Genomic DNA, 24,988 nt, shown 5'->3' with positions numbered 1-24,988 from the left:
GGCAAGCGGTACTTTGATATCGGTTCCCGAACGACTGGAGTGCATGGAGATAACCGGCGTGTCAGCGGTCACTGTAGATGTACCGTTGGCCGACTTGGATGAGCATCTCGGAATCGGGCCGTACGTGACAAATCACGGGAAACTACACTCGATGGAGCGCGTCCTCGTCCGTGTCGACACGAACGAAGGGATTAGCGGCTGGGGTGAAATGCGTGTCTTCCTGTCACCGGCGGCCACCGAGTCGATTATCGAAGACGGCGTCGGACCGATGATTGAGGGCCAGTCGCCGTTCGAGATCGAGCGACTCCGTCGACAGGTGTTCGTCGAGTACACGAACGTGGATATGTTCTTTGCGGCGGTCGAAACAGCCTGCTGGGACATTGTCGGCAAAGCCCTCGATAGACCGGTGTATGAACTGCTCGGGGGGTGGACAGCACCGACACAGGGTACTCAGCAACACCGGCAGAGCGTCGACGGCAACAGTCCTGCACCCGCTGACGTCCCCGTCGCGTTCTGCCTCGGCATCCTCTCGCCCGAGGAGTCCCGTATCAAGGCACGAGAAGCGCTCGAAGCTGGCTTCACGGTTCTCAAAACAAAGGCGGGGCGGGACTGGCGACAGGATGTCGAGCGAATCAAAGCGATGCATGACGAAGTCAACGGGCAACTGGAGTTCCGACTCGACCCGAATCAGGGCTGGACGCTCGACCAGGCAGTTCGAGTCGGCGCGATGCTTGAGGATACGGGAATCTACCTGCAGTACATGGAACAACCGATTCGGGTCGATGCACACACGTCACTAGCTCGGCTCCGGCAACGACTCCGCCAGCCGATCGCGCCGAACGAGGACACCTATATCTCGCATAATCTGCAGTCGCTCGTGGAGACTGGCGCGATGGATGTCGGCGTTATCGACCTGACTCCGGCTGGCGGTATCAGCGGGATTCGACAACAGGCAGCAATCCTCGAAGACGCTGGAGTCCCCTTCACGCACCACTGTGCGTTCGACCTGGGGATTCGGACTGCGGCGATCCTTCACGCGTTCACCGGTATCCCGGGCTTTTCACTGCCCCCGGATTCGACGTATTACGGCTGGGAGGCAGATGTCATCAAGGCTCCGTTCAGCGTCAGCGATGGCTGCCTCCCAGCCCCGGATGGTCCTGGCCTCGGTATCACTGTGGATATGGCCGCCGTCGAGGAGTATCGAATTACATGAGCGGACAAGAGCAACATTCAAGAGGACAGGTTACGTGGGAGTTCATGTCATGGTAGAGTTATCACTAGCGGACCGACCGGCCATTGTGACCGGCGCGTCGCGGGGTATCGGGCGCGAGATCGCGGCTCGATTCGCCGAAGCGGGTGGCAATGTCGTCGTCTGCTCGCGCACCTACGAGGACGTTGAAACGGTTGCAACGGACCTCACCGACACACACGAGGGCCGCGTTGTTCCGGTCGAGTGTGACGTCACAGACCGGGGGGCAGTGCGGGACCTCGTCGACACGACCATCGAGGAATTCGGGGACGTTCGCGTTCTTGTGAACAACGCTGGCGGCGCAGACGAGTCCGCCAATCTGTTGCACCGGTGTGACGAGGAGACCTTCGAGTCGATGGTCGACCTGAACCTGAAGAGCCAGTTCATCCTGAGCAAAGCGGTACTGCCGGCGATGGTCGCCGCTGGCGGCGGGTCGATAATCCACATGGGCTCGGTCAACGGCCTGTTCGGTATCGGGCTCTCGGGCTACTCAGAGGCGAAAAGCGGACTGCTGGCGCTTTCCCGAAACATCGCCGCCCATTACGGCCAGCACGGGGTCCGCTCGAACGTTATTTCAGCGGCGACCATCGAAACGGCGAACAGGCGGGCAGAGATGGCAAACACAGAGGAACGGACCGGAGAGACGAGCGCACGGGAGCGCTGGCTCGACCAGTATCCGCTCGGTCGGTTCGGCACACCGAGGGAGGTCGCTGATGCGAGCCTGTTCCTCGCCTCCGAGATGTCGAGTTTCGTTACCGGTGAGAATCTGGTGCTTGACGGCGGATTGACGACGAGCCTGCCGACATCATTCATAAATGAGATCTACGACGCGGACGACCAGCCGACAGCTAAGTAACAGCCATGGAAGAACTAACAACTGACGACGCACCCGAGAGTATCGGCCCGTATTCACAGGGAATCGCTAGCGGCGACCGCATTTACGTTTCCGGACAGGGCCCAGTCGACCCGGACACTGGCGAGGTAATCCAGGGCACGCCCGGCGAACAGACACGACGCACACTCCAGAACGTCGCGGCGGTGCTACAGGCCGGTGGCGCGTCGCTCGACGATGTCGTGAAAGCGACGGTATTCGTGAAGGATATGCGGTACTACGACGAGGTGAACGAGGTGTACGGTGAGCTCATGTCACCACCCTATCCCGCTCGCAGTGCCGTGGAGGTCGTTAAATTGCCAGTGGATATCGACGTCGAAATAGAGGTTATTGCAGAACGGTAGTATGTCGCATCTGGTAGTGTTCGACCTCGATGGGACGCTCACTCGGCAGCGCGGTGGGTTCGAGCTATTGCACACCCTCTATGGAACGACATCCGAGGCCGAGGCGCTGATAGACCGGTTCGAGGCCGGAGAGATTACGTTTGCAGAGTGGTGTCGAGGAGCGGTCGATGTGTGGCGTGCGAACGATGTCACCAGGTCGGACATCGAGCGCGCGACCCGGGCAGTTAAGCCGAAAGCGGGTGCTGTCGACCTCCTCAAACACCTCCAGCAAACGGATTTCGGGTTTGGAATCCTCAGTGCTGGCGTCGCAAACCTTGCGACACGGTTCGAACCATATGACCCGGCGTTTATTCGTGGAAACTGGCTTCGATTCGAGGATAACCGGATTTCGGGTATCGACGTCGGTGTCGGACCCACTCAGAAAGGAGAATTATTGAGAGAGATTCGAACCAAGCAAAAACCCACGTCGATCACCTATATCGGCGATTCCCACACCGATACTGAGGCATTCGTCGAGGCAGATACCGCGGTGTTGTTCGACCCCGACGAACGCGTTCCCGAAACAGCAATCGACGCAGCGGATACAGTCATCGAAGACTCGGATATGAATACGGCACAGAGGCATATTCCTAGCGTGTAGGCTTATACCCTCCTGTGAGAGATGTTTATCTCCAAATATTCATATTCTGGATTCAATTTTACAATATTTGATTCTGCAGCTGCAGTATGCCGTTCCATAGGGCATAGTACACAGCCAGAGCCTCATTCAAAAGAACAAATCGGGTTCGGCGTAAAATCGGACCGCTGTCGACGTTACTCACTGTGGGACGTGACTCAATCAGCCGGCTCCGGGCAGATGCCACCCAACCAGTAACATCGCGTCAGGTGTTCGCTGTCGCAGTGCCAACATCTAGCAATTTGGAACGGGTTTCGACGGTCCTTTTACCGTCGGGTGGTGACCGACAGTCGAATGAGTCGCTATCGAACGACCGGTTGCTTTCTCCTTCTGGCTGCGATCTGGGGCACCGCCTTCATGGCGACAGACGTCGGCCTCGCCGACCTGCCGCCGGTACCCTTCGCTGCCGCACGCTTCGACATCGCCTCCGTTCTCCTGTTTGCCGCGTTGGCTGTCACAGGGTCCCTCGAACGGCCACAGACCCGCGACGACTACGTGTACGTCCTCGCTGGCGGAACACTTATGATCGGAATACATCACGTATTCCTGTTTACCGGGCAACAGTACGTCACCGGGGCTGTCGCTGCCGTGCTGCTCGGCCTCGTTCCCGTCGTGACCCCCGCGTTGACGAAGCTCGCGTCCAGCGATGACACGTTCACCGCAAATACCGGTGTCGGGGTAGTACTTGGGTTCGTCGGCGTCATCGTCATCGCTGACCCTGACCCGGCGAATCTTCTCAGCAGCACTATCGGAATCGCACTCGTGTTCGCGTCGGCGCTGGCGTTTGCCATCCCGGCCGTCGTCACGCACGACACCAGCCCGTCGATGTCATTTCTGGCCACGCAGGCGTGGTTGATGGCTATCGGGGCCGTTGTCCTCCATGTCACCGTGCTCGCGCTTCCCGGGCAGTCGTTTGCAGACGCATCGTGGACGCCGTCCGCATTCGCAGCGCTGTTGTATTTGGCTGTTGTCGCTGGCATCGGTGGCTTCCTGCTGTACTTCCGCTTACTCGACCAGCTGGGTCCTATCGAGATGAGTTTCATCGAATACGTCATTCCGCTGTTTGCTGCGCTTGCCGGCTGGATCGTGCTCGACCAGCAGGTCACGCTCGCTACCGTCGGCGGATTTGCGTGCATCCTCATGGGATTCATTGCGGCAAAGTGGACGGCGTTGCGAGCGGAGCTTCGTCGGGTCGTCGAGCCGAAAACCAGTCGACCGGCCGACTGACCGAGACCAGTCTGCTGAACAGCACTGACTGGGCCATACTGCTGGATCGAGAAAATCGACAGCGAAGCGGAAAACGGTAAGTATGGCCGTCAGACAGGAGTGGCAGCGGCGTCGCACTTCTGAAAACAAGCGAACTACAATCGGTATTCTGCTATCTTTTCAGCGATTCAGCAGTAGCACTTGCCGTTTGCCGATAAACATGCCTGTAAACGGAATGTTCTAAGCGAAGACCGCATCATAGCCGGTTGCACATACTGGCGATGCTGACGGGTTTTTATAAGATCGCCCGTTGCCGTATGATATGATACGATCCGCTCGGACACTGTGGAGCCGGTATCGATCCATCCCGCTCATCTGGCGCATCTTCGTCGCTTTCGTGGTGGGAACAGGTGCCGGTATCGCGTTCGGGGAACAGATGGCCGTAGTCAGACCAGTGGGCGACCTCTTCCTGCGGCTGCTCAATATGCTGGTCATCCCGATTATCGTCTTCACACTGCTGACCGGCATTCGCCAGCTCTCCCCCGCGAAACTTGGGAAGATTGGTGGTGCGACAGTCGCGCTCTACGCCCTGACGACGACCCTCGCAGGCATCATTGGCCTTGCGGTTGCAAACGTGCTTCAGCCGGGCCGTGGGGTCGAGTTCGGCGGCGGTGAAGCGCAATCGAAAGCGCCGCCGTCACTGCTGGATGTGATTCTCGGTATCGTGCCGAACAATCCCGTTGCGGCGCTCGCAGAGGGGAATTTGCTGGCGACGGTTTTCTTCGTCATCGTGTTCGGAATCGCGCTGACGTACGTCCGCTCCCAGCAAGACGCGCTCGCAGAGCGTGTCGATTCAGTGTTCGAGGCCTTTGAAGTGGGTGCTGAAGCGATGTTCGTCATCGTTCGAGGGGTGCTCGAATTCGGCGTACTCGGCGTATTCGCGCTGATGGCGTCCGGAATCGGCACTGAAGGCATCGGCCTGTTTTCTTCGCTGGGCGAGCTCGTGTTGGCAGTCACAATCGCAATCGTCATTCATATCGGCTTCACCTATCTCGTTTTCTTGATGGGCGTGGTCGCAGATGTCTCCCCGATCGCGTTCCTCAGCGGGGCAAGAGACGCGATGGTGACCGCATTCGCAACTCGGTCGTCGAGTGGAACGCTCCCTGTCACGATGCGTAATGCGGACGAAGACCTGCAGATCGCCGAGCGGGTGTATTCGTTTACGCTTCCAGTCGGTGCAACGGCGAATATGGATGGGGCCGCCATCCGACAGGCAATCACCGTGATGTTCGCTGCAAACGTCGTCGGACAGCCACTGGTACTTACTGAACAGGTCTTTGTCTTGATAGTGGCTGTCCTCATCAGTATCGGAACCGCTGGCGTTCCGGGAGCAGGCATTGTCATGCTCACTGTAATTCTCACACAGGTTGGCCTCCCGCTGGAGGTCGTTGGGTTCGTCGCCGGCGTGGACCCAATCCTGGGGCGGATTGCGACGATGAACAACGTCACCGGCGACCTCGCGATTTCGACCGTTGTGGGGAAGTGGAACGACGGACTCGACCGTGGTGAGGGCGTCTGGTCACAAAACCTGAGCGGCGTCGCTGAGTTCGTTCCCGGCGACGATTAGGGCTCCGGGGAGAGCGATTGAAACAGAACCTAATGCTGGTACAGTTGTTATTCTAATCTATACGCCCCGCGACTGGACTGACAACAGCAGTATGAGCGTTGCTCGGGCCGGATACGCATTTCAGAAGCGTTTGTCGGACCGATTCGTAGTATCACCGCAGTCTCGGAAACCACGTCGTAACAGTTGCAGTTTACTTTGTTCGTTTCCGTTCCTGCGTCGGGTGGTCTGTGACGTACACTTTCGTCTCGTCCGGAACGTCGTCAGTGACCCAGGAGTTCGCCCCGATGCTGACGTGGTCACCAACAGTAATAGCGCCCAGTACTTTCGTGCCAGCGCCGATGACGACGTGGTCGCCGATGTCCGGGTGTCGTTTGTATCCCTTCTTTAATCTGTGTTCGTCGCTCTCGTCTGCTTCGAAGTGGAGTGCGCCAAGCGTCACGTCCTGATAGAGGCGGACCCACTCCCCCACGGTGGTGGTTTCACCGATAACGACGCCGGTTCCGTGATCGATGAAGAAGTGATCGCCGATCTCGGCGCCGGGGTGGATGTCGATGCCGGTCTCAGTCTTGGCGTATTCGGTGAGTTCGCGAGCGTACTCGGAGGCCTCGGCCTCGTAGAGGGTATGTGCGACCCGTTGTACGAGTATCGCCATGAAGCCCGGATAGGACCGGATTATCTCCATGTACGTCTTCGCCGCCGGGTCGCCTTTGAACGCGGCCTCGACGTCTTTTTTGAGTCGCCTGCGAACCGCCGGGAGTTGCTCGATGACGGCATCGACTGTTTCAGCGGGGTCCGATCCGGAGTACGGTCTGATACCGGCAAAGAAGAGACCGCCCAGGGTGTCGAGTCGGTCCAGAACGGCGAGTTCGTCCCGGACCAGTTCAGCGGCGTTCCAGCAGGTCGGGAAGAATAGTCGTTTGAGGATGTCGACTTCCGGCCTTCGGTGTTCCCGTCGCGGGAACTCCATCTGTGTCTGGGTCGGGAACGGGTCTTCATCTGCCCGATACGCTGCGAACAGTTTCTCGTGCGCGTCGCCCGTGTAACAGTAGTCCATATCGAGTTGTTGCCCTGAACCACCTTAATCTTGAAACAACAGCTATCTTTTCTCATACATGTTGTGTTCTCGCTTGCGCAGTAACACCAGAACTAACCAGAATCCCAGACTGAGAGGTAACTATTTGATACTGGCTTATCATCGACTCTGTATGAACGGCGAGTGCTACTTCTGTCATGGCATCGTATCAGCACCCGAAGAAGGCCATATCTGGCTGCGTGAGCACGACAGCCACGAAGTGTACATGCACGAACAGTGTGCCAGTGGCCACAACGCCATCGAAGGAGGGCAGAGCCCGGCCGGTGAACTCCTGATTACGTGCCCGGAATGTGGCGAAGTCGAGACAGTGTAACAGCCCACGCGGACACCCTGTAGATGGACATCTGTCCTACGGGAGTGTAATATCGACGCCGGACTGGAGGCTAGCTGCTTTCACTGTATTGTACATCAACATCGCAATGGTGAGCGGGCCGACCCCACCGGGGACCGGCGTGATGGCGTCCGCCTTCGCTTTGGCGCTCTCGAAGTCTACGTCCCCGACAAGTTTGTATCCCTTGTCCGTGTCAGCATCAACCCGATTGATACCGACATCGATGACTGTCGTGCCCTCCGAGAGCATCGCTCCGTCTATCATTTCTGGAACGCCGGCGGCGGCGATCACGATGTCGGCGTTGCGAGTCTTTTCGGCGAGAGCGTCGGTCCGTGAGTGACACACGGTCGTCGTCGCGTTGCCGCCCGGTCCGTACTGGATGAGCAGGTTCGCCATCGGTTTGCCGACGATGTCTGAGCGGCCGACGACGACAGCGTCTTTCCCCGCCGTCTCAACGCCAGTTTCGGCCAGTATTTTCTGTATTCCGTGGGGCGTGCAAGGCTTGTATCGTGCGTTCCCTGCGACGAGCCGGCCGACATTTTCGGGGTGGAACCCGTCGACATCTTTCATCGGGTCGATGCGCTCCAGCACGTCACGCTTGTGCACGTGGTCGGGGACCGGCATCTGGACGAGGATTCCGTGAACAGCCGGGTCCGCGTTCAGTTCGTCGATAGTCGCAAACAGTGTCTCAGCCGGTTCGGCCGGACCGATTTCGTGATGGAACCCCTCGATGCCGATTTCCTCGCAGGCCTGTTGTTTCATCGAGACGTACGTCTCACTCGCGCCGTCGTCGCTCATCAGCACAGTCGCCAGCCCCGGTGTGACGCCCTCGCTGACGAGCGTGTCAGCACACGCTGCCACGCCCTCTGTGATCTGGTCACCGATCTCGTTACCGTCGATTATCGTTGTCATTATTGCTGTGTTCGTTCTCAGCCCGGAATCTCCCGGGAAGGTGTTCGGGAGTGGAATCGCTGCTGTCAGTCAGCAGCTGGAGACCGGGCAAGCGTTCGATATCCGTCTCAAACCCAGCGGGTATAGTGGGTGATGTGGAATAGTCCAACCGTTGAAATACCATCGGCTATTCGTCCAGCGACCAACCACAATCGGTCGACGATTCAACAGCATATCGGCCGGAGGGGCAAGGGACCGAAAGTTTTTGTCCTGACCCATGCTTGGTCTAGACAACCATACCGGGAGGCATGTGCCTCTCGTTCGGGAAACTGCACTATGACTGATATCCGGTTCAGCACCGACAGAGAATCGTTCCTCGAAACTGCAGAACGGGCCCCCGACGGCGCTCGCGTGCCGGTCGAAGCTCGCCTCACAGTCACCGATCCGTTCGAGGCGTATCGCCGCGCCCGCAGCGGGACCACAGACGGGTTCTATCTCGAAACGACCGGCGGGCAGTCCGGCTGGGGGTATTTCGGCGTCGACCCGGTCGAGCAAATCGAGGTCTCCGCAGGGGCGACATCCGCACAGGACGGCAGCAGTCCGAGCATCGACGCCATCGACGAGCTACTCGACCGCGAACACCTAGAGCGGGGCGACTGTACGGTTCCATATCCGTGCGGCGCGTTCGGCTGGCTGTCGTACGACGTCGCACGGGAGCTCGAAGATATCCCGGAGACGACTGTATCAGACGGTCTCCCACGGCTCCAGTTGGGCGTCTTCGAGTGTGTCGCCGCGTGGGAGGAGCCACATGACGGAGAGATCGAACTGTACCTGACGGCCTGTCCCGTCGTCGACGAGTCGGCCGAGACGGCGTACGAGCGTGGCCGCGGGCTGGTCCGCGAACTGGCCGAGGCCGCCGTTCACGGCGAGGGGCACGTCCAGCCCCAGCCGACTGCGGCAAGTCAGGCCACGTTCGAGAGCGAGTGCGGCGAAGCGGCGTTTGCGGACCGCGTCCGGCAGATAAAACAGTACGTCAGGGACGGCGACACGTTCCAGACAAACGTCTCACACCGGCTGACCGCCCCGGCGGCCGTCCACCCGGTCAATACCTTCGACGCCGTCCGCCGGGTGAATCCGGCCCCGTATTCGGCCCTGCTTGAATTCCCCGGAGTCGACCTCGTCAGCGCCAGCCCGGAGCTGTTGCTTGACGTCGACGGCGACCGGCTGCTCACGGAGCCGATTGCAGGGACGCGCCCTCGCGGCGCGACGCCGGCTGAAGATGAGGAACTCGAGGCGGACCTCTGCAGTGACGAGAAGGAGCGGGCCGAACACGCGATGTTGGTCGACCTCGAACGCAACGACCTCGGGAAGGTCAGCGAGTACGGAACCGTGGACGTCGCCGAGTACCGCCGCGTCGACCGCTATTCGGAGGTGATGCACCTCGTGTCTCTCATCGAAGGGGAACTGCGCGACAGCGTAAGTATCGCCGACGCGGTCGCTGCGGTGTTCCCCGGCGGAACCATCACCGGCGCGCCGAAGCCGCGGACGATGGAGATTATCGATGAGGTGGAACAGACCCGACGGGGGCCATACACCGGCAGTATTGGGGTGTTCGGCTTCGACGACCGCGCGACACTGAACATCACCATCAGGACACTGGTCCATTACGACGGCGAGTACCGGCTCCGCGTTGGGAGCGGTATCGTACACGACTCGGAGCCGGAGGCGGAGTATCAAGAAACGCTGGACAAGGCCCGGGCGCTCGTCACCGCCGTCGACGAAGCGCTGGGCGAGCAGGGGTCCTTTGCGGTCGAGTCCGGGACCGAGCCGATGGAGAAGATGCGATGATACTCATCATAGATAACTACGACTCGTTCGCCTACAATCTGGTCCAGTACGTCGGCGAGTTCGACGAGGTAACCGTCCGCCGGAACGACGCTATCGACGTGGACGGCATTCACGAACTCGACCCGGACGGAATCGTCGTCTCTCCCGGTCCCGGGACGCCAGCGGAGGCCGGCGTGTCAATCGACGTTTTCGCTGCGACAGAGTATCCGGCCCTAGGCGTTTGTCTTGGCCATCAGGCGCTCTGTGCGGCCCACGGAACCCCCGTCGGCCATGCACCGAGTGTGGTCCACGGGAAACCTTCCGAAGTCCGTCACGACGGGACGGAGCTGTACGACGGGGTCGACGACCCGTTCGAGGTCGGGCGGTATCACTCGCTGGCCGTCGAGACTACTGCGCTGCCGGATACGCTCGAGGAGACGGCTCACACTAACGACGAACAGGGGGTCGTGATGGGCGTCCAGCACACTGAGAAGCCACACATCGGCGTTCAGTTCCACCCCGAAAGTATCCTCACCGACGCGGGGAAACAGCTGGTTGAGAACTTCTGTACGGGGATCGCTGAGGGGTGACCACACGGCGGGAGTAGGGCCTACTTCTCTTCGGGCGGGTCCACGTCGTGATGGGTCTGAATATCAGGCAGTTTCCTGACGGCACGTCTGAGGAGTGACGTGTGGCCACGCTCGTCTCGAAGCCAGGTCACAGTCAGCCCGCCGGCTGCCACGAGTGAAATGACGGCGAACGGACCGCCGGTTAGAACAGCCAGCGCCTGTAACGTCTCAGCGCCACCGAGAAGCAACACCGAAACGGCGACCGCTCCCTGGAAAACCCCCCAGAAGACGATATGCGTCGTTGACGGTGCCACGCCCCGTCGCGTCGCCAGTACTGAGACGACGAGTGTCGAGGTGTCCGCTGATGTGGCCATGAACACGATGATGAGCGCGAGAAACAGAAACAGCAGGAGCAGACCCAGCGGCAGCGAGGACAACAGCGGGAATCCAGCGACGGCTTCTGAACCCCCGCGCTGTGCGATAGCGGCGAGAATATCGGCCCGACCCGTTTGCTGGATGAACAGGGATGTGCCACCGAGCAGCAGGAACCAGACCATCGTCGCCACCGAGGTCGCGACGACGCTGGTGAACACGACAGTCCTGACCCGTCGACCGCGGGAGAGGGCGGCCACGAACAGCCCCGCAAACGGAGCCCAGGAGAACCACCACGACCAGTTCCAGACAGTCCACTCCGCGACCCACGCTCCACCGGTGTGGAGACTCAGCGGAACAAACTCCACGATGTAGGTGCCGAGTGCCTGTGTCCCTCGTTGGAGGACGAACGACCGTGGCCCCACAGCGACGATGAGGAGCGTGAACAGACCGAACAAGACAACGTTGAGGCCGGCAATCCGACGGATGCCGCGGTGAATCCCGGTCGCACTGGAGACGACGAATATCAGCGTCAGTCCGCCGACGAACAGGACCGGTCCGACCTCGCCGGCCGCCACACCCCACTGGTAATTGATGCCAGCGAGGAACTGCTCGCTCACGAGTGCGACGGAGGTGGCGATGCCGCCGATAGTGGCAAAGACAGCCAGCGTATCGACCAGTTTGGTCCAGACCGAATCCAGCCCCTCAGTTCCCAGCACCGGTGCCAAGACTGTCGAGACCCGGAGCGGCGCGCCTCGCGTGAACGCGAAGTACGCTATCGGAACGCCGATGACGGCGTACGCGCTCCAGGCCGAGACGCCCCAGTGAAAGAGGGTGTACACCAGCGCACCGTTGATAGCGTCCTGCGACCCGGCGGCGGCCCCGATGTACGGCGGCGGTTGGGTGAAGTGAAACAGTGCCTCCGTCGGCCCCCAGAACACCAGTCCGGCCGCGATGCCGGCCGTAAACACGAGCGTGAAATAGGTCGGATAGGTGTAACTCGGCTCCGTCTCCGGACCGCCGAGTTTGATATCGCCCCAAGGCCCCAACAGCAGGAACAGGCAGTAACAGACGGAGAGAAAGACGGCAGCGAGAAACAGTGGGCCGCCGCCGCGAAGGGCTGTGGCCGCAGCAGCATCAACAGCACCTGTCGTCCGTGCGGGGAATGCGACCTGAAGCCCGAAGAACGCGGCGAACACGAGCACCGGGAACGCGAGGATGGCTGGTTCGTGCTGGGTGAGAAATCCCCGGACAGCCTGCCGGACGTCGGTCTGTCGGACACGCAGGAAAACATCGGCTGCGGCTGGCGCAGTCGTGTCTTCGGAGTACGGGAGCAGCGCAATGTAACACAGCCCCGAGGTGAAAAACACGAGGGCGACGGTCAACCAGACCGGGCCGGTCACGGCTTCGCCGACGAGCGTCGGAAAAAAGAAGCCCGCAAGCACGAGCGCCCCAGACGCGGCACACAGTGGGATCAGTAGCCGGCCGACTATCTCCGCAATGCCACTTGCGTCCGAGGTGGCCATGCCTCGATATTCAGTATCGAAAACATATATTACTATCCCAGAACGCTGTCGAAGCTGTCGACCGTACCGGTCGAGACTATCGTCGCTGGAGTGGTGGCCGGGTCACTCGGAGTTGGCAGGGTCGCTGTCGTCGGTCCCGATGCTGGTCAGCAACGAGTCCGTTGACCCGCGGCCCAGCACCGACTGTCCAAGAAGCCGTCCGCCGATGGAACGGGGATTGATAACCTCGTCAGCGCCGACGGCGCGGAACTTTTCGACGTGCTTCTGGTCAGTCGCCGCTGCGACCGTACGGATGTCCGGATTGACGTTCTTCGTCGCGATGACGGCCAGTACATCGCGTGCGTCGTCGTTGCTCCCCACCACAACACCACTTGCAGTTCCGACGCGGGCATCTCTGAGAACAGCCTCGTCGGTGGGGTCGCCGGTGAGCAGGTTCACACCTTCGCCCTGCAGCGACGCGACCGTGTCCTCGTCGGGCGTAACAACGACCACCTCAGTTTCGTCGCCCAGTTCCTTGAGCAGCGATGCCGTAACGTCTCCGTGTCCGAGAACCACAACGTGGTCCTCGAGGAGTGTGAGTTCTGATGCGGTCATGACTCCGAACGCTGTCGCCATTCGTGATTCGATAGCTGGCCCGATGAGCGCGCCCACGGCGACGGTGAACGCGCCGGTCCCGAACAGAATGATCGAGAGCGAGAACCACCGTGCCTCCGCCGTTACGGGGGTGATGTCGCCGTAGCCGACCGTCGCGATGGTGACGATGACGTAGTAGACGGCGTCCCCCCAACTGTCGAGTTCGAGAAACTGGCCCCGTAGCCCGTAAGCGCCCACAGTTCCGTAGAGAATGACCCCGAAAATCGCTGACAGCGACGCAATCTGAATCGGCGAGAGGTCGAGCGGCTGGTCGAACCGGTGTCGGTTTCGGAGTAACAGCGGGTACGTGACCAGCGTCATCACCAGCAGGGGGATGTCCGTGGGCTGAAACGTGGCAAGCGGCAAGAACGCCAGCCCGAGAAGCACGACAGCTGCCACACGCCAGGCAAGCCGTTTGCGCCGCTGGAGTCCGACTGTCAGGATGCCGAGTAGGAACGCGAACAACACGCCGCCGAACCGGACGGCGGGTAACGGAAGGGTGGCGACTGTGCTCAGTGGACCATGCATCGCAAGCGACGCCCGACTGAGATTCGAAAGCCCGGTCACGAACGCGAGGAGCGCAACCATGCCGGTCAGGACGACCGTCGGCTTCGCACCAGATAGCTCGTCCCATTCGACGAACGGAACCCTGTCGGCCGGATAGAACACGTCCTCAAGTGTCCGGTCCGACGAGTCTTCTGGGACGTTATCCATTGTCACAGTGTTCTCGGAGTCGACATAAAAAACACGCGGCGAGTGGACACCGAACTCAAGGCAATGGGCTCCGTACGATGGTGTCAATGCGTCGATTGTACGGTCCCAGGTGTCGCTGTTCGTCAGGAGTACGTAAACGGAGTTGGAACCGACGCACGCGGAGGTCGGGCAGATGAACGCCGCCGTCCTGTTCGGACTGGGGACGATGATAGCCTGGGGGTTCTGGATCGCGTTTGGCAACGTCGCATCGAGCACAATGGACCCGGAAACCGCGGCGTTTGTCTCCTATGCAGCCGCGACGGTCGTCACAGGCATCTACGTCGCGGTCTCTGACGCGTCGCTCGTCGTCACGAATCGAGGGCTGTTGTTCGCCGGCGCGGCCGGTGTCGCGGCAGCCGTCGGCGTGGTTTCGACGTTCGTCGGCGTAACAGTGGGATCGACATCGGTGGTCTCTACCATCGGCGGGATGTACTTCATCACTGCTGCAGTCATCGGCGTCATCGCCTTCGGAGAATCGATGACCCTGACCAAAGCCGCGGGCATCGGGCTGGCGCTGACCGCGATTATCGTCATCAATCAATGACGGGACACAACTGGTAAGCGCCCGAGAACGTTGTGTGAGCGTGACCTACAACGGCAGGGATTTATACAACGAGGGCAGGTTTGTCCGAGTATGAAGCGAACAATCAGCACCGACGACGCACCGGCCGCAGTCGGCGCGTACAGTCAGGCCACGTCGAACGGCGACCTCCTCATCACCGCCGGACAGCTCCCGCTAACGACAGACGGCGAACTGCTCGACGACGAACCAGTCGCCGACCAGACACGGCAGTGTCTCCACAACATCGAGGCGATTCTGGAGTCGGACGGGCTCTCGCTCGACGATGTGCTCAAGACCACTGTCTATCTCGACGACATCGACGATTTCGACGCATTCAATGAAGCCTACAGCGAGTTCTTCGAATCGGACCCACCAGCGCGGAGCGCCATCGGCGTGGGTGCGGTCCCGAAGGGAGCAGCGGTCGAAATCGAGGCTATCGCCACCACCGACTAGCCAAGGGGGCCGGTTCGTATCTTACCGTAGCTCCATCTGCTCGGCCCGCTCAGTAGCCAGCGCGGTCAATTCGTCGACACTGCTGTCCGAGCGGTCCGCAAGGACGCGGAGCAACATCCCGAGCTGTATGGCCGCTGCCTCGCGGAGTTCCGCGGCCTCCTCGGTGTCGTTGCCGAAGTAGTACTCGTGGCGGCCGTCCTCGTGGATGATACCTGTGTACACCGAGCGCAGGTCGGATTCGGTTATCGCGGCTGACGCCTCCGTCTTGACTTCCTCGAATCGCGGGTTCATGGTTTCGCTTGTGACACCGTTCCGCTCCCTCATTGTTTCGACGGACTGAACTGACCATCGCTCTCTCATCAGTCAAGAGATACGTAATGTTTTGAAGCGGGAAACGATCCCAGTGTATCCGATCACTCGGCCGGGGTTTTTAATCGTTCAGCACGACGCACAGAGTATGACACAGGAAACCACGGCCCTCGCTCATTCGACCGTCGTCCGCGTGTCGGCGGAGAGCCAGTCACAGAGCGGGAACCGGGTTCGCTCCGCGGCACGGGCGGCGGCGGACTCGGTCCCGGTCGTCAGGACGGGGCCGACGGGCATCACAGCGGCCACACCGCTGGTGATGATTACGAGTGACGGGCAGACAGCCTTCTACGGCGACCCGTCGCCAGCGACCGTCCGCGACCTCGTCGATGAACTGGAAGCGGGGACAGTACCGACAGCTGCCGCAGACGCGGTCACCGAACACGACCCCGATACGACGTCGCTTCCCGTCCCGGATCGGGGGCCGCTCTCTGTCGGCCGCCGTGACGTGCTGGGGCCCTGTGGCTGGGTCGCCCCGCTGGACCCGGCCGACTGGTCGTTCGTCTCGACTGAGCAGACCGCCGACGCTGCAGCGGGAGCCGGGCTGCTGGGCCGAGGCCGCGGGGACGCCGCCGCCGATGAACCGATTGCCGAGACGTGGGAAACAGCCAGCACAGCCGACGGTGACCCGGTGGTCGTCTGCAACGCCAACGACGCCAGCGGCCTCCCGACGGGCGACGGCACCCTCCTCTCTGGCGCACCAATGGCGGTCCTCGACGGTATCGCGGCGGTCGCCGAGCACGTAGCCGCCGAGGACGCTGTCATCTACGTAAACGAAGCGCAGACGGCCTTGCAAGCGGACCTTAGAGAGGCCATAGACGCGGTCGCCGACACGCTGCCAGTCGTTCCGCAACTGGTGGCCGGCCCGGACGAGTTCCGCGCCGGCGAACCGACTGCGGCGCTCGAAGCGCTGGAAGGGGCCGACCGCATCGAGCCGCGGCTCCAGCCGCCATCGCCAGCCAAACACGGGCTGTACGGCCGCCCAACGGTCGTCCACACCCCGCGGACGTTCGCGCAGGTCCAGCGGGCCGTCGCCGACCCCGGAGGCCTCGACGCCGACGCCGCGGACCCCGGGACGCGGCTCATGACCGTCACCGGCGACGTGGCCGCACCGGCGACGGTCGAACTCGGGTCCAGCGCCAGCCTCTCGGCGGCCCGCGAGGCAGTCGAGATGGACGGCTCGTTCAAGATGGCCTGCGTCGGCGGCGTCCTCGGTGGCATCACCCGGAACCTCGATGTCCCGCCGACTGCCCAGTCGCTACGGGCGGCCGGGCTCGGAACCGACGGCGTCGTCGAGCTGTTCGACACCGACCGATGTGCTGTCGAAACGGTCGGGAAGCGGGCCCGGTTCGCGTCAACGGAGAACAGCGGCCGGTGTGTCCCCGGTCGCGAGGGGACAAAACAGCTCGCTGAACTCCTGCGTGACGTGTACGATGGTTCCTTCGAGAGCGACAAAATACGCGAACTGGGCCGGGTGATGCGGCAATCGAGCAACTGCCAGACCGGCGCACACGCGCCGCGGCCGGTGACCACCGCCATCGACGAGTTCGAACCCGAGTTCCGCGCCCACACGAACGGCCGCTGTCCCAGCGGCACCTGCACGGAGAAACTATGAGCACAGACAGATCGATTCCACGAGTGCCCGACCTACACGACCCACAGCCGGAGACGCCAGTCACCCGCGAGTTCGAGACCGGAACCGCCAACGACCCCGACGTGGGGACCGACGCGGACGAGCCGACGACGCTCACCGTCGACGGCGAGCCGGTCACTGTCGACCCCGGCTCGACCATCATCGACGCCTTACAGGACCTCGACGACGAGGTCGTCAGCGTCGACCCCGGTGCCGAGGGCGTCGAAGACGACGCGGACGTGCCGGCGCTGTGTTACTACGACCGCGACGGCGACTGCAGCGACGAAATCGGCCCACGCAGCGAGTGTCGCACCTGCATGGTCGAGACCGAGCAACACGGCCTCGTCCCGTCGTGTTCGTTCCCCGCCGAAGACGGCCTCACCGTCTCGACGGACACTCCAGACGCCGAGGAGGCCCGCAGCGTCAACCTCGACCTCGTGCTGTCGAACCACAACCTCCGGTGTACCACCTGCAACGGCAACGGCCGCTGTGAGCTGCAGGACGCCGCCATCAGCGAGGGCGTCGATCACCCCCGGTATGGCGTCTTCGACGAGCGCGACCAGTACGAACCCATCGACGACACCTCCTCGTTCATCCAGATAGACCGCAACAAATGTATCCTCTGTAACCGCTGTGTCGACGCCTGCAACGACGTGCAGGTCGAGGGCGTCCTCCGAATCGAGGGCCACGGCGAGGACACCCGCATCGGCTTCCAGTCCGACGCCGAGACGATGCACGACTCCGAGTGTGTCTCCTGTGGCCACTGCGCGACGGTCTGTCCCACCGGCTCGCTGACCGAGAAGGGCATCGACGGCGCGGCGACGCTCCCGCTGCCGGGCTTCACCCAGCGCAACTCCATCGGGACCGTCATCGAACACGAGGACGCCGAGACCATCGACGACACCACCGCCCCCAACCGCGGGTTCGAGCCCGGCGACCCGAGAGCAGAAGAGAAGACAGGCCTCGCCAAGTTCGCCTCGCAGGCCAAGCGCCGGGCCGGCGACATCGCCAAGGACTACGGGAAGAAAGCCTTCCTCGCCGGCGAACACACCGCCGAGAGCATCGCGGCGAACACGATGCCCGAGGGCCGCCTGTTCGACATCGCCAGCGCGGTCAGCGATTACCGCCTCTCGAAAATAGACAAGGAAGAGACCACCTGTGGGTTCTGTGCCGTCGGTTGCCGGTTCGAGATGTGGGGCAAGGACGGCGACTCGCTCGGGGTCGTCCCGGTCGAGGACCCCGACGACGCGCCCGCGAACAACTTCTCGACCTGCGTGAAAGGGAAGTTCGGCCACGAGTTCGCCAACAGCGAGCGGCGGGTCACCGAGCCGCTGGTTCGCAACGACGACGGCGAACTCGAACCCACGAGCTGGGACGAAGCCCTCGACTACGTCGCCGAGCGCTTCACCGAGATTCAGGACGACCACGGCATCGACGCGCTGGGCTGTCTGGCCTCCTCGAAGGGGAGCAACGAGGAGGCGTACCTCGTCCAGAAGTTCGCCCGGCAGGTGCTTGGCACGAAGAACATCGACAACTGCGCGCGCCTCTGTCACTCCTCGACGGTCGCCGCGCTCCAGCAGACGCTGGGCTACGGCGCGATGACCAACCGCATCAACGAGGACATCGGCGAGGCCGACGCCTACCTCATCAGCGGCTCCAACACCACGGAGTCTCATCCTGTGCTCGCCACGCGCATCAAGCAGAACGTCCGCGACGGGGCCGACCTCGTCGTGTTCGACCCGCGGAAGGTCGGCATCGCCGAACACGCCGACCAGTACACCCGAACCAACCCCGGCTACGACGTGGCCTGGCTCAACGGCCTGATTCGCTACATCATCGAGAACGACCTCCACGACGAGGACTTCATCGAGCGCAACACGAAGAACTTCGAGGAGGTCAGGGAGAAAGTCCAGGCCTTTACCCCCGAGAAAGTCGAGGAACTGGCGGGCGTGTCGCCGGAGGAACTCGCCTCGGCGGCCGAGACACTCGCCGCGGCCGACAGCGTCGTCTTCGGCTGGGCGATGGGGATGACCCAGCAGAGCCACGGGACGGAGAACCTCATCGCGATGGCCGACCTCGCGCTCGTGCTGGGCCAGGTCGGCAAGCCCGGGGCCGGGCTCTCACCGTTCCGCGGCCAGAACAACGTCCAGGGCGGCGGTGGCGACATGGGAACCCTGCCCGGAAGCCTCCCGGGCTATCAGAACCCGGCCGACGACGAGGTCAGCGAGAAGTTCGCCGACGCGTGGGGCGAGCGACCGCCCGAGGAACCCGGGCTCAAAGTGCCTGAGATGCTCGCCGAGGCCCACGCGGGGAACCTTCGGGGAATGTACGTCGTCGGCGAGAACCCCGCCCTCTCCGAACCGGACATCCAGCATGCGGCCGAAGCGCTGGAAGACCTGGAGTTCCTCGTCGTCCAGGACATCTTCATGACCGAGACGGCGGAGTACGCCGACGTGGTGCTGCCCGCTGCCACCTCGCCGGAGAAACACGGCACGTTTACCAACACCGAGCGACGCATCCAGCGGGTCCGTCCCACGTCCGAGCCACCGGGCAAGGCCCGTCAGGACTGGGAAATCACGCAGGCCTTGGCCCGTCGGCTCGGCTACGACTGGGACTACGACCACCCGCGGGAGGTCATGGACGAGATCAACTCGCTCGCGCCCATCTACGGCGGCGTGACGTACGACCGGCTCGAATCCGGCGAGAAACACGGCCTGCAGTGGCCCTGCTGGGACGAGGACCACGAGGGCACGCCATACCTCTACGACTACGAGGAGGGGAACTTCAACTTCGAGGACGGGAAGGCCCGCTTCGTCCCGGCGGACGGCGGCCACCCCGGCGAGATACCGGACGAGGAGTACCCGCTGACGCTCACCTCCGGGCGGGTGCTGTATCACTGGCACACGGGACAGATAACGCGCCGCGTCGAGGGGCTGATGAGCCACGTCGGCGAGAGCTTCGTCGAGGTCCATCCCGAGACGGCCGATAAGCTCAGAATCGCTGACGGCGAATACGTCCGCGTCGAGTCCCGCCGGGGCGACATCGTCGTCAAGGCCCAGGTCACCGACCGCGTCGGCCCGGGGACGCTGTTCATCCCGATGCACTTCGCGGCGGGGGCGGTCAACAAGCTCACCGGGGAGACGTTCGACCCGACCGCCGGCATCCCCGAGTACAAAGTGTCGAGCGTGCGGGTGGAAGTGCTGGGGCCGGAGACGGACGAGACGGTGCTTCGGACGCCAGATGCCGGCGGAAAACAGGTCCGGAAGCGAGGCGCTGGCGACGACTGAGGCGGCGCGGCTGCTTGCAGCCAACACATTGAGATGTGCGTGGTGTTGTGACATCCCCCGACAGGTGCGGCAAATACAATAGTACTTAGTCCGTATCTGGTTCTATATTCTTCTTTTGAATATAATTTGTCCTGTAGTAAACCCAGTACCGATATTTGCTAAGTAAATAAGCAAGGAATGTTTTGATGTGTGTCCAGATAGTGTTACTTTAAGAGATTTTATTTTCTTTTGCCTCACCACTTACTCACGCGGTCCAACAGGTCGGTCCGCGATTTCGTCAAGGAGGTCGACGAGCGACTCTGTGGCCAGTTCCAGCAGCGTCTCCCCGCGGCCGGCGCTGCCCTCGCGCGGGTCGCCGACGACGCCGTTCTCCGTGAACTCGTCGGAATCGAACGCGAGATTGACGCCGCTTTGCCACTCTCCCCAGCGGTCGCTGCCGCCGTCTGCGGCCTGGTCCAGCCGATCCTCGTGGACAGTCTCCGGGTTCGTGTGCTGGAGCAGCGAGGTTTCCAGCGGTCCACCGTGGCCCATGTCGGCGCTGTGGTCGCCGACCGCGTTGAACCACGTGAACGGGACAGCGAAGGCCTCGTCGTGGCGGGTTATCCGACCCGACACTTCACGCAATGCGTCGATGTTGCCGCCGTGGCCGTTGACCAGCACCACGCGGTCCCAGCCGTGGCTGGCGAGGCTCCCGACGATGTCCCGGACGTAGGACCGGAACGTCGATTCGGAGGTCCATAGCGTCCCTGAAAAGGCCCGATGCTCCTCGGCGACACCGACGGGAACTGCCGGTGCGACGACGACTGGGTTGTCGTAGCGCTCGGCACTACGTTCGGCCACCGCCTCGGCGTCGAGCGTGTCCGTTCCGAGCGGGGCGTGTGGCCCGTGTTGTTCTGTACTCCCGACAGGAAGCAGCGCCAGATTCGTCTCCACATCCGCCACATCAGTCCAGGTCTCCGTCTGCAGTTCCATGGTCACATCTCTACTCGGGGCGGAATAAAGCCATTCTCTCAGAGGGTGGTCCAGCCGGGCAGCCGACTTGCGTATCCGGTTGACATCCGGACACGGCGTTAATAGGTGTTGTCACAGATGTTGTGGTAGCACGGCTATCAGGGCTCGGGTTCGATTCCGATGGCTATCATCAGCGGTCCGCCCGACGCATGAAGAGCCGGCAGGACCACATGCAGAGACCCCAAAACGCCCGGGGAATCTACTCCCCAGACGACGCAGACAGCTCTCTCTGTGCCTCGGTAAGTAGTGTGCTATTGTACCCCGACAGACGGAGAGTCAGGTAGACCAGCGAAACCATGACAGTGTTTTCGAGCACACTGACTCCCAGATGTAGCTCGGGTGGGAAAGTCACTGTGACGAGAAGGGGCGGGTGATTCATCGAGGCATGAAACAGGGCGACGAGCCAGAGGTTGCCCGTCAATGCGTACACGCTCCCGTAGGCCAGCCCCATGAGCGTCAATCCGATGAGTCTGCCTGCGAGCGCCGAGCTAACACCGTGCCCCGATGCGAGGAACCACCGCGGGAGGTGAAACAGGGCGAACAGGGCCGCGGCGAGGCCGATGCCAGACAGCACCGCGCGCACAGTCGTCCCGCCGACCAGCCTTGTGAATTTCTGTTGCAGGTACGCACGGAAGAGAAATTCTTCCGGGATAGCGGTGAACAGAAGCGAACTGAAAAGCGCTGCGAGATACAGCAGCGGGTGGGCAGCGGTTCTCGACAGTGAGGCTTCGAACCCGGAGACGCCACCCAGTGCGAGGGCGAGCGCAACAAGGTTGTACAGTCCCCAGAACGCGGCGACGACTCCAATGGCGGGACCGAATGTGCGAACAGGCGGGAACAGAGAGCGCGGTGAGACGGACTCGATACTGAGCGCACCGGCCGTGAGTGCAACGAGACCGACACCCCACATCATTCCCAAGATAGGGGGCGGCGATGCGCCGGGGGAGATGGTCACCAGTCCGGCGAGGACGGTAATCACAAGGAAGTACGTTGCAACGGGAATCAACGGCCCGCCGCTGAAGCTCGGCAGGCCAGTATCAGGGCGCAACATCAGGTCGGCATCTGATGGCCGAGCCAAAATGAACTTCTATCTCGGATTCCGGTGCGAATTCGTCGGGCATAACTGTTCACCGTGTGAATTGGTCGCGGCCTGTGAGGCTGACGTTTAAAACTGGTTTTTAGTCTCTGATAGCTTTAGTATGCTCCCGCTCAACGGATCAAACGCCGGCGACCGCCTGAGACTGGTCCCGGCTGCCAGCGCCCTCCCCCCTATCGGTTTCCGAGGATCGGAATCCGTCCAATCCGGTTGTCCACACGACAACGGACATAGCCCGTCGACCCCGTTGTCAATTGCGCGACTCACAGTGCGTTTGGAGTCCAGTTTGGAGCCACACCACAGACCGAACGTAATCATGAAACGACGTGTACGCCGGTTAGACTTGTTCTGTGTGAATTTTCGTCTGTCTGTTGTCACAGCCGACGTGTGCTGTGATATGTCGCACCGAGTAGCCGAGCAGTTCCGTACGGCGCTCGATACTGGACCAGTGTTCCCTAAGCGCCCGGCGCTCCACGTGCCGGCGGTACTATCGCGACAGGTGGTCCGCGGTGCGTGATCGGACTGTACTGCTGTTGGCCGTCGTCGCAATCGCGTCGCTCACTGGTAGCATCGCAGTTCTCGCAGTAACAGGGCCGACGGACGCCCGTCCGGATAGGGGAGGTCTCAAGTCAGTATCGATGGCAAACGGTTCCGCCGGCCAGTTCACCGAGCTCCACGCGGCCGGTGTCACGGGTTCGAACGTCTCGGTCGGGATTGTCGACCCAACTGGATTTGATACGGAGTCGAAAGCGATCGCCGGGCACGTCGCCGAGACGCGGGCCTTCGGTGCCGGTCCGGCAGACGAGACCGGCGAGGCCCATGGGACCGCGACAGCTGTCGTCGTGTCACGGACCGCACCGGACGCAGACCTGTATCTCGCCCGGGTCGACAGTGTCGACAGTTATCAGCAGGCAGTCGACTGGCTGGTCCGAGAGGACGTCGATGTGGTCGTCGCACCTGTTTCGTTCTACGGACAGCCGGGCGATGGGACCGGCCCCGTCGCTCGGAGCGCGACCCAAGCGACGGAGCGTGGGACAGTGTTCATCGCCCCGGCCGGTAATCTCGCGGAATCCCACTGGTCAGGGCAGTACGCCGTCGATACCGTCCAGAATCAGACGGTCGCGTTTACCAACGGGAGCAGACAGAATTACATCCGAGGTGGGACCAAAATCGCGGTCTGGCTCTCGTGGGAACAGGCCCACGCAGACGAGGATTACACGGTCGAACTGTATCGAACGAACGGCACCGACGCCCGTCTCGTCGCGCGCTCACAGCCCTACCGCGGCGACGACGTACCAAACGAACGAATCGTTGCTGATGTCAGACCCGGCGACTACTATCTCGCGATTCGCGGGCCGGCATCGCCGACTGGTGCACGGTTGCGGCTCGTTTCACCGACGCACGAGCTCCAGCACGCGTCTACTCGAAACAGCATCGTCGCTCCGGGGACGGCCCGCAAAGCGATTACTGTCGGGGCATACAACAGCCGAGTCGAGCAGCTCGAACCGTTCAGTTCCCGAGGCCCGACGGTCGACGAGCGGACCGGTGTCGACATCGTGGCCCCAGACAGGAAGTTCGCCGCCGCCGCACCTGACGGCTTTGTCGGCTCTTCGGCCGCAGTCCCATACGTCGGCGGGACAGCGGCCCTACTGCTTGAGGCAAACAAGTCGTTAACGCCCCACGAAACAGAACGCCTACTGGAACGGACCGCCAGAGACGTGGGACAGCCGGGACTCGACAACGAAACCGGCCATGGGGCGGTCCGTCCAGTTCGTGCAGTCCGAACTGCACAGAACCGCACTGACGGTTAAATATCGTTTTAACCCAGCCACAGGCCTTTGAGCGTCCCGTGTCATATATCCGATAGTGGCGTTATGTCGAGCCTCATCGAAAGAATACAGGAGCGGACCGGGACAGCTGACGAGTCACCGCGAGTACTCGATGTTGCAGAGAACGAAACCGACGACGTACTCGATGCGCTCGCCTCGGACACCAGCCGGTCGCTGTTCCGTACGCTGTACGACGACCCCGGAACGCCGTCGGAGATAGCGGACCGGTGTGACACGTCGGTTCAGAACGTCCACTACCACGTCTCGAACCTCGAAGACGCAGACCTCATCGAGCCGGTCGAAACGGTGTATTCGTCGAAGGGTAACGAAATGACCGTATACGGTCCCGCGAGCGACCCGATTGTACTGGTCGGTGACCGTGACCTAGCGCCGCGCATCCAGCAGTCGATGAGCAATGTCGTCACGGGGATAGGACTAATCGGCTTTGCGAGTCTTTTCGTCCAGTGGGGTGCAGAACGACTGGCAGACACAACCGCCGGAGCCGAGGTTTTGGCTCCGGCAAGTCCGAATGCAGGGCCAGTCGGTGGAACCAGCACGCTCGCATGGTTCGTTTTCGAAGTCGTCGAGCCGGGCGTGCTGTTTTTCTGTCTCTGTCTCACCGTTCTCGGTATCGCTGCGGTACTGGCTGACAAATAACTCTGGGCGAACTGTGTCGTAAGAAATCCACTCCCGCTGTGGTCGGTTTGAGCGCAGGGACCCATAGCTCACCGGCACTGCTGTCAGAGTCATTTCAGTGGGAGC

General features: G+C 61.9%; 22 protein-coding genes. 15 read left to right on the top strand and 7 right to left on the bottom strand.

From position 1 onward, the window contains the following. The first annotated feature begins 43 nt into the window (after positions 1-43). From DVK00_RS13035 to DVK00_RS13010, 6 genes are all read left to right on the top strand, one after another. Positions 44-1,213, top strand: a complete 1,170-nt coding sequence (locus DVK00_RS13035; protein WP_121577825.1) for a mandelate racemase/muconate lactonizing enzyme family protein — start codon at positions 44-46, stop codon at positions 1,211-1,213. Positions 1,214-1,262: 49 nt separating this feature from the next. Continuing rightward, positions 1,263-2,105: an SDR family NAD(P)-dependent oxidoreductase gene (locus DVK00_RS13030; protein WP_101351771.1), complete on the top strand. Its 843-nt coding sequence runs from the start codon at positions 1,263-1,265 to the stop codon at positions 2,103-2,105. 5 nt (positions 2,106-2,110) lie between these two features. Beyond that, entirely contained in the window at positions 2,111-2,485 is a 375-nt protein-coding gene (locus DVK00_RS13025) for a Rid family detoxifying hydrolase (RefSeq protein ID WP_101351770.1), read from the top strand. Position 2,486: 1 nt separating this feature from the next. Further along, complete coding sequence (locus DVK00_RS13020; RefSeq protein ID WP_121537013.1) at positions 2,487-3,125, top strand: HAD family phosphatase; 639 nt, start codon at positions 2,487-2,489, stop codon at positions 3,123-3,125. A gap of 330 nt (positions 3,126-3,455) precedes the next feature. Further along, entirely contained in the window at positions 3,456-4,388 is a 933-nt protein-coding gene (locus DVK00_RS13015) for a DMT family transporter (protein ID WP_101351768.1), read from the top strand. 301 nt (positions 4,389-4,689) lie between these two features. Next, the gene (locus tag DVK00_RS13010; RefSeq protein WP_121577824.1) at positions 4,690-5,994 is read left to right on the top strand and encodes a dicarboxylate/amino acid:cation symporter; all 1,305 of its coding nucleotides are present in this window, start codon (positions 4,690-4,692) and stop codon (positions 5,992-5,994) included. A 190-nt stretch (positions 5,995-6,184) separates the two neighbouring features. On the opposite strand, the gene epsC is transcribed toward DVK00_RS13010, so the two are convergent. Beyond that, positions 6,185-7,048, bottom strand: coding sequence for a serine O-acetyltransferase EpsC (gene epsC, locus DVK00_RS13005; protein WP_101351766.1), 864 nt, complete (start codon positions 7,046-7,048; stop codon positions 6,185-6,187). A 151-nt stretch (positions 7,049-7,199) separates the two neighbouring features. Between epsC and DVK00_RS13000 the strand changes: the two genes are divergently transcribed. Continuing rightward, a complete protein-coding gene (locus tag DVK00_RS13000) occupies positions 7,200-7,400 on the top strand; it encodes a hypothetical protein (RefSeq protein WP_121577823.1) in 201 nt (66 codons plus the stop codon). 36 nt (positions 7,401-7,436) lie between these two features. On the opposite strand, the gene DVK00_RS12995 is transcribed toward DVK00_RS13000, so the two are convergent. Next, entirely contained in the window at positions 7,437-8,330 is an 894-nt protein-coding gene (locus DVK00_RS12995; RefSeq protein WP_101351764.1) for a bifunctional methylenetetrahydrofolate dehydrogenase/methenyltetrahydrofolate cyclohydrolase, read from the bottom strand. A gap of 315 nt (positions 8,331-8,645) precedes the next feature. On the opposite strand from DVK00_RS12995, the gene pabB reads away from it, so the two are divergent. Further along, complete coding sequence (gene pabB / locus DVK00_RS12990) at positions 8,646-10,157, top strand: aminodeoxychorismate synthase, component I (protein WP_121577822.1); 1,512 nt, start codon at positions 8,646-8,648, stop codon at positions 10,155-10,157. Beyond that, positions 10,154-10,726, top strand: a complete 573-nt coding sequence (locus DVK00_RS12985) for an aminodeoxychorismate/anthranilate synthase component II (protein WP_101351762.1) — start codon at positions 10,154-10,156, stop codon at positions 10,724-10,726. The genes pabB and DVK00_RS12985 overlap by 4 nt, the downstream gene beginning before the upstream one ends. Before the next feature lie 20 nt (positions 10,727-10,746). On the opposite strand, the gene DVK00_RS12980 is transcribed toward DVK00_RS12985, so the two are convergent. Continuing rightward, a complete protein-coding gene (locus DVK00_RS12980) occupies positions 10,747-12,603 on the bottom strand; it encodes a BCCT family transporter (RefSeq protein WP_121577821.1) in 1,857 nt (618 codons plus the stop codon). Between the two features lie 102 nt (positions 12,604-12,705). Continuing rightward, entirely contained in the window at positions 12,706-13,950 is a 1,245-nt protein-coding gene (locus tag DVK00_RS12975) for an NAD-binding protein (protein ID WP_101351760.1), read from the bottom strand. Between the two features lie 172 nt (positions 13,951-14,122). Between DVK00_RS12975 and DVK00_RS12970 the strand changes: the two genes are divergently transcribed. After that, on the top strand, positions 14,123-14,533 hold the full coding sequence (locus tag DVK00_RS12970) for an EamA family transporter (RefSeq protein ID WP_121512657.1): 411 nt from the start codon (positions 14,123-14,125) through the stop codon (positions 14,531-14,533). Positions 14,534-14,623: 90 nt separating this feature from the next. After that, complete coding sequence (locus DVK00_RS12965; RefSeq protein ID WP_121577820.1) at positions 14,624-15,004, top strand: Rid family detoxifying hydrolase; 381 nt, start codon at positions 14,624-14,626, stop codon at positions 15,002-15,004. Positions 15,005-15,025: 21 nt separating this feature from the next. Here DVK00_RS12965 and DVK00_RS12960 read toward each other — a convergent pair whose 3' ends face one another. Then, positions 15,026-15,295: a hypothetical protein gene (locus tag DVK00_RS12960; protein WP_101351931.1), complete on the bottom strand. Its 270-nt coding sequence runs from the start codon at positions 15,293-15,295 to the stop codon at positions 15,026-15,028. A gap of 166 nt (positions 15,296-15,461) precedes the next feature. Between DVK00_RS12960 and DVK00_RS12955 the strand changes: the two genes are divergently transcribed. Next, positions 15,462-16,985 carry an NADH-ubiquinone oxidoreductase-F iron-sulfur binding region domain-containing protein gene (locus DVK00_RS12955; protein WP_121577819.1) on the top strand — a complete coding sequence of 508 codons (1,524 nt, stop codon included), beginning with the start codon at positions 15,462-15,464 and terminating at the stop codon, positions 16,983-16,985. After that, a complete protein-coding gene (gene fdhF, locus DVK00_RS12950; RefSeq protein ID WP_121577818.1) occupies positions 16,982-20,290 on the top strand; it encodes a formate dehydrogenase subunit alpha in 3,309 nt (1,102 codons plus the stop codon). The genes DVK00_RS12955 and fdhF overlap by 4 nt, the downstream gene beginning before the upstream one ends. A gap of 240 nt (positions 20,291-20,530) precedes the next feature. On the opposite strand, the gene DVK00_RS12945 is transcribed toward fdhF, so the two are convergent. Then, a complete protein-coding gene (locus DVK00_RS12945; protein ID WP_121536997.1) occupies positions 20,531-21,262 on the bottom strand; it encodes a creatininase family protein in 732 nt (243 codons plus the stop codon). Positions 21,263-21,500: 238 nt separating this feature from the next. Further along, a complete protein-coding gene (locus DVK00_RS12940; protein WP_121577817.1) occupies positions 21,501-22,352 on the bottom strand; it encodes a type II CAAX prenyl endopeptidase Rce1 family protein in 852 nt (283 codons plus the stop codon). Between the two features lie 554 nt (positions 22,353-22,906). Between DVK00_RS12940 and DVK00_RS12935 the strand changes: the two genes are divergently transcribed. Together DVK00_RS12935 and DVK00_RS12930 are read left to right on the top strand one after the other, a co-directional pair. Further along, a complete protein-coding gene (locus DVK00_RS12935) occupies positions 22,907-24,208 on the top strand; it encodes a S8 family serine peptidase (RefSeq protein WP_101351752.1) in 1,302 nt (433 codons plus the stop codon). A gap of 63 nt (positions 24,209-24,271) precedes the next feature. Next, on the top strand, positions 24,272-24,883 hold the full coding sequence (locus DVK00_RS12930; RefSeq protein ID WP_101351751.1) for a helix-turn-helix domain-containing protein: 612 nt from the start codon (positions 24,272-24,274) through the stop codon (positions 24,881-24,883). The last annotated feature ends 105 nt before the right edge of the window (positions 24,884-24,988 follow it).

Origin of the sequence: Haloarcula sp. Atlit-47R (assembly GCF_003665985.1) — an archaeon.
Classification (GTDB): domain Archaea; phylum Halobacteriota; class Halobacteria; order Halobacteriales; family Haloarculaceae; genus Haloarcula; species Haloarcula taiwanensis.
The sequence above is the reverse complement of the archived record's forward strand: the minus strand, read 5'-3'. Positions and strand labels throughout refer to the sequence as shown.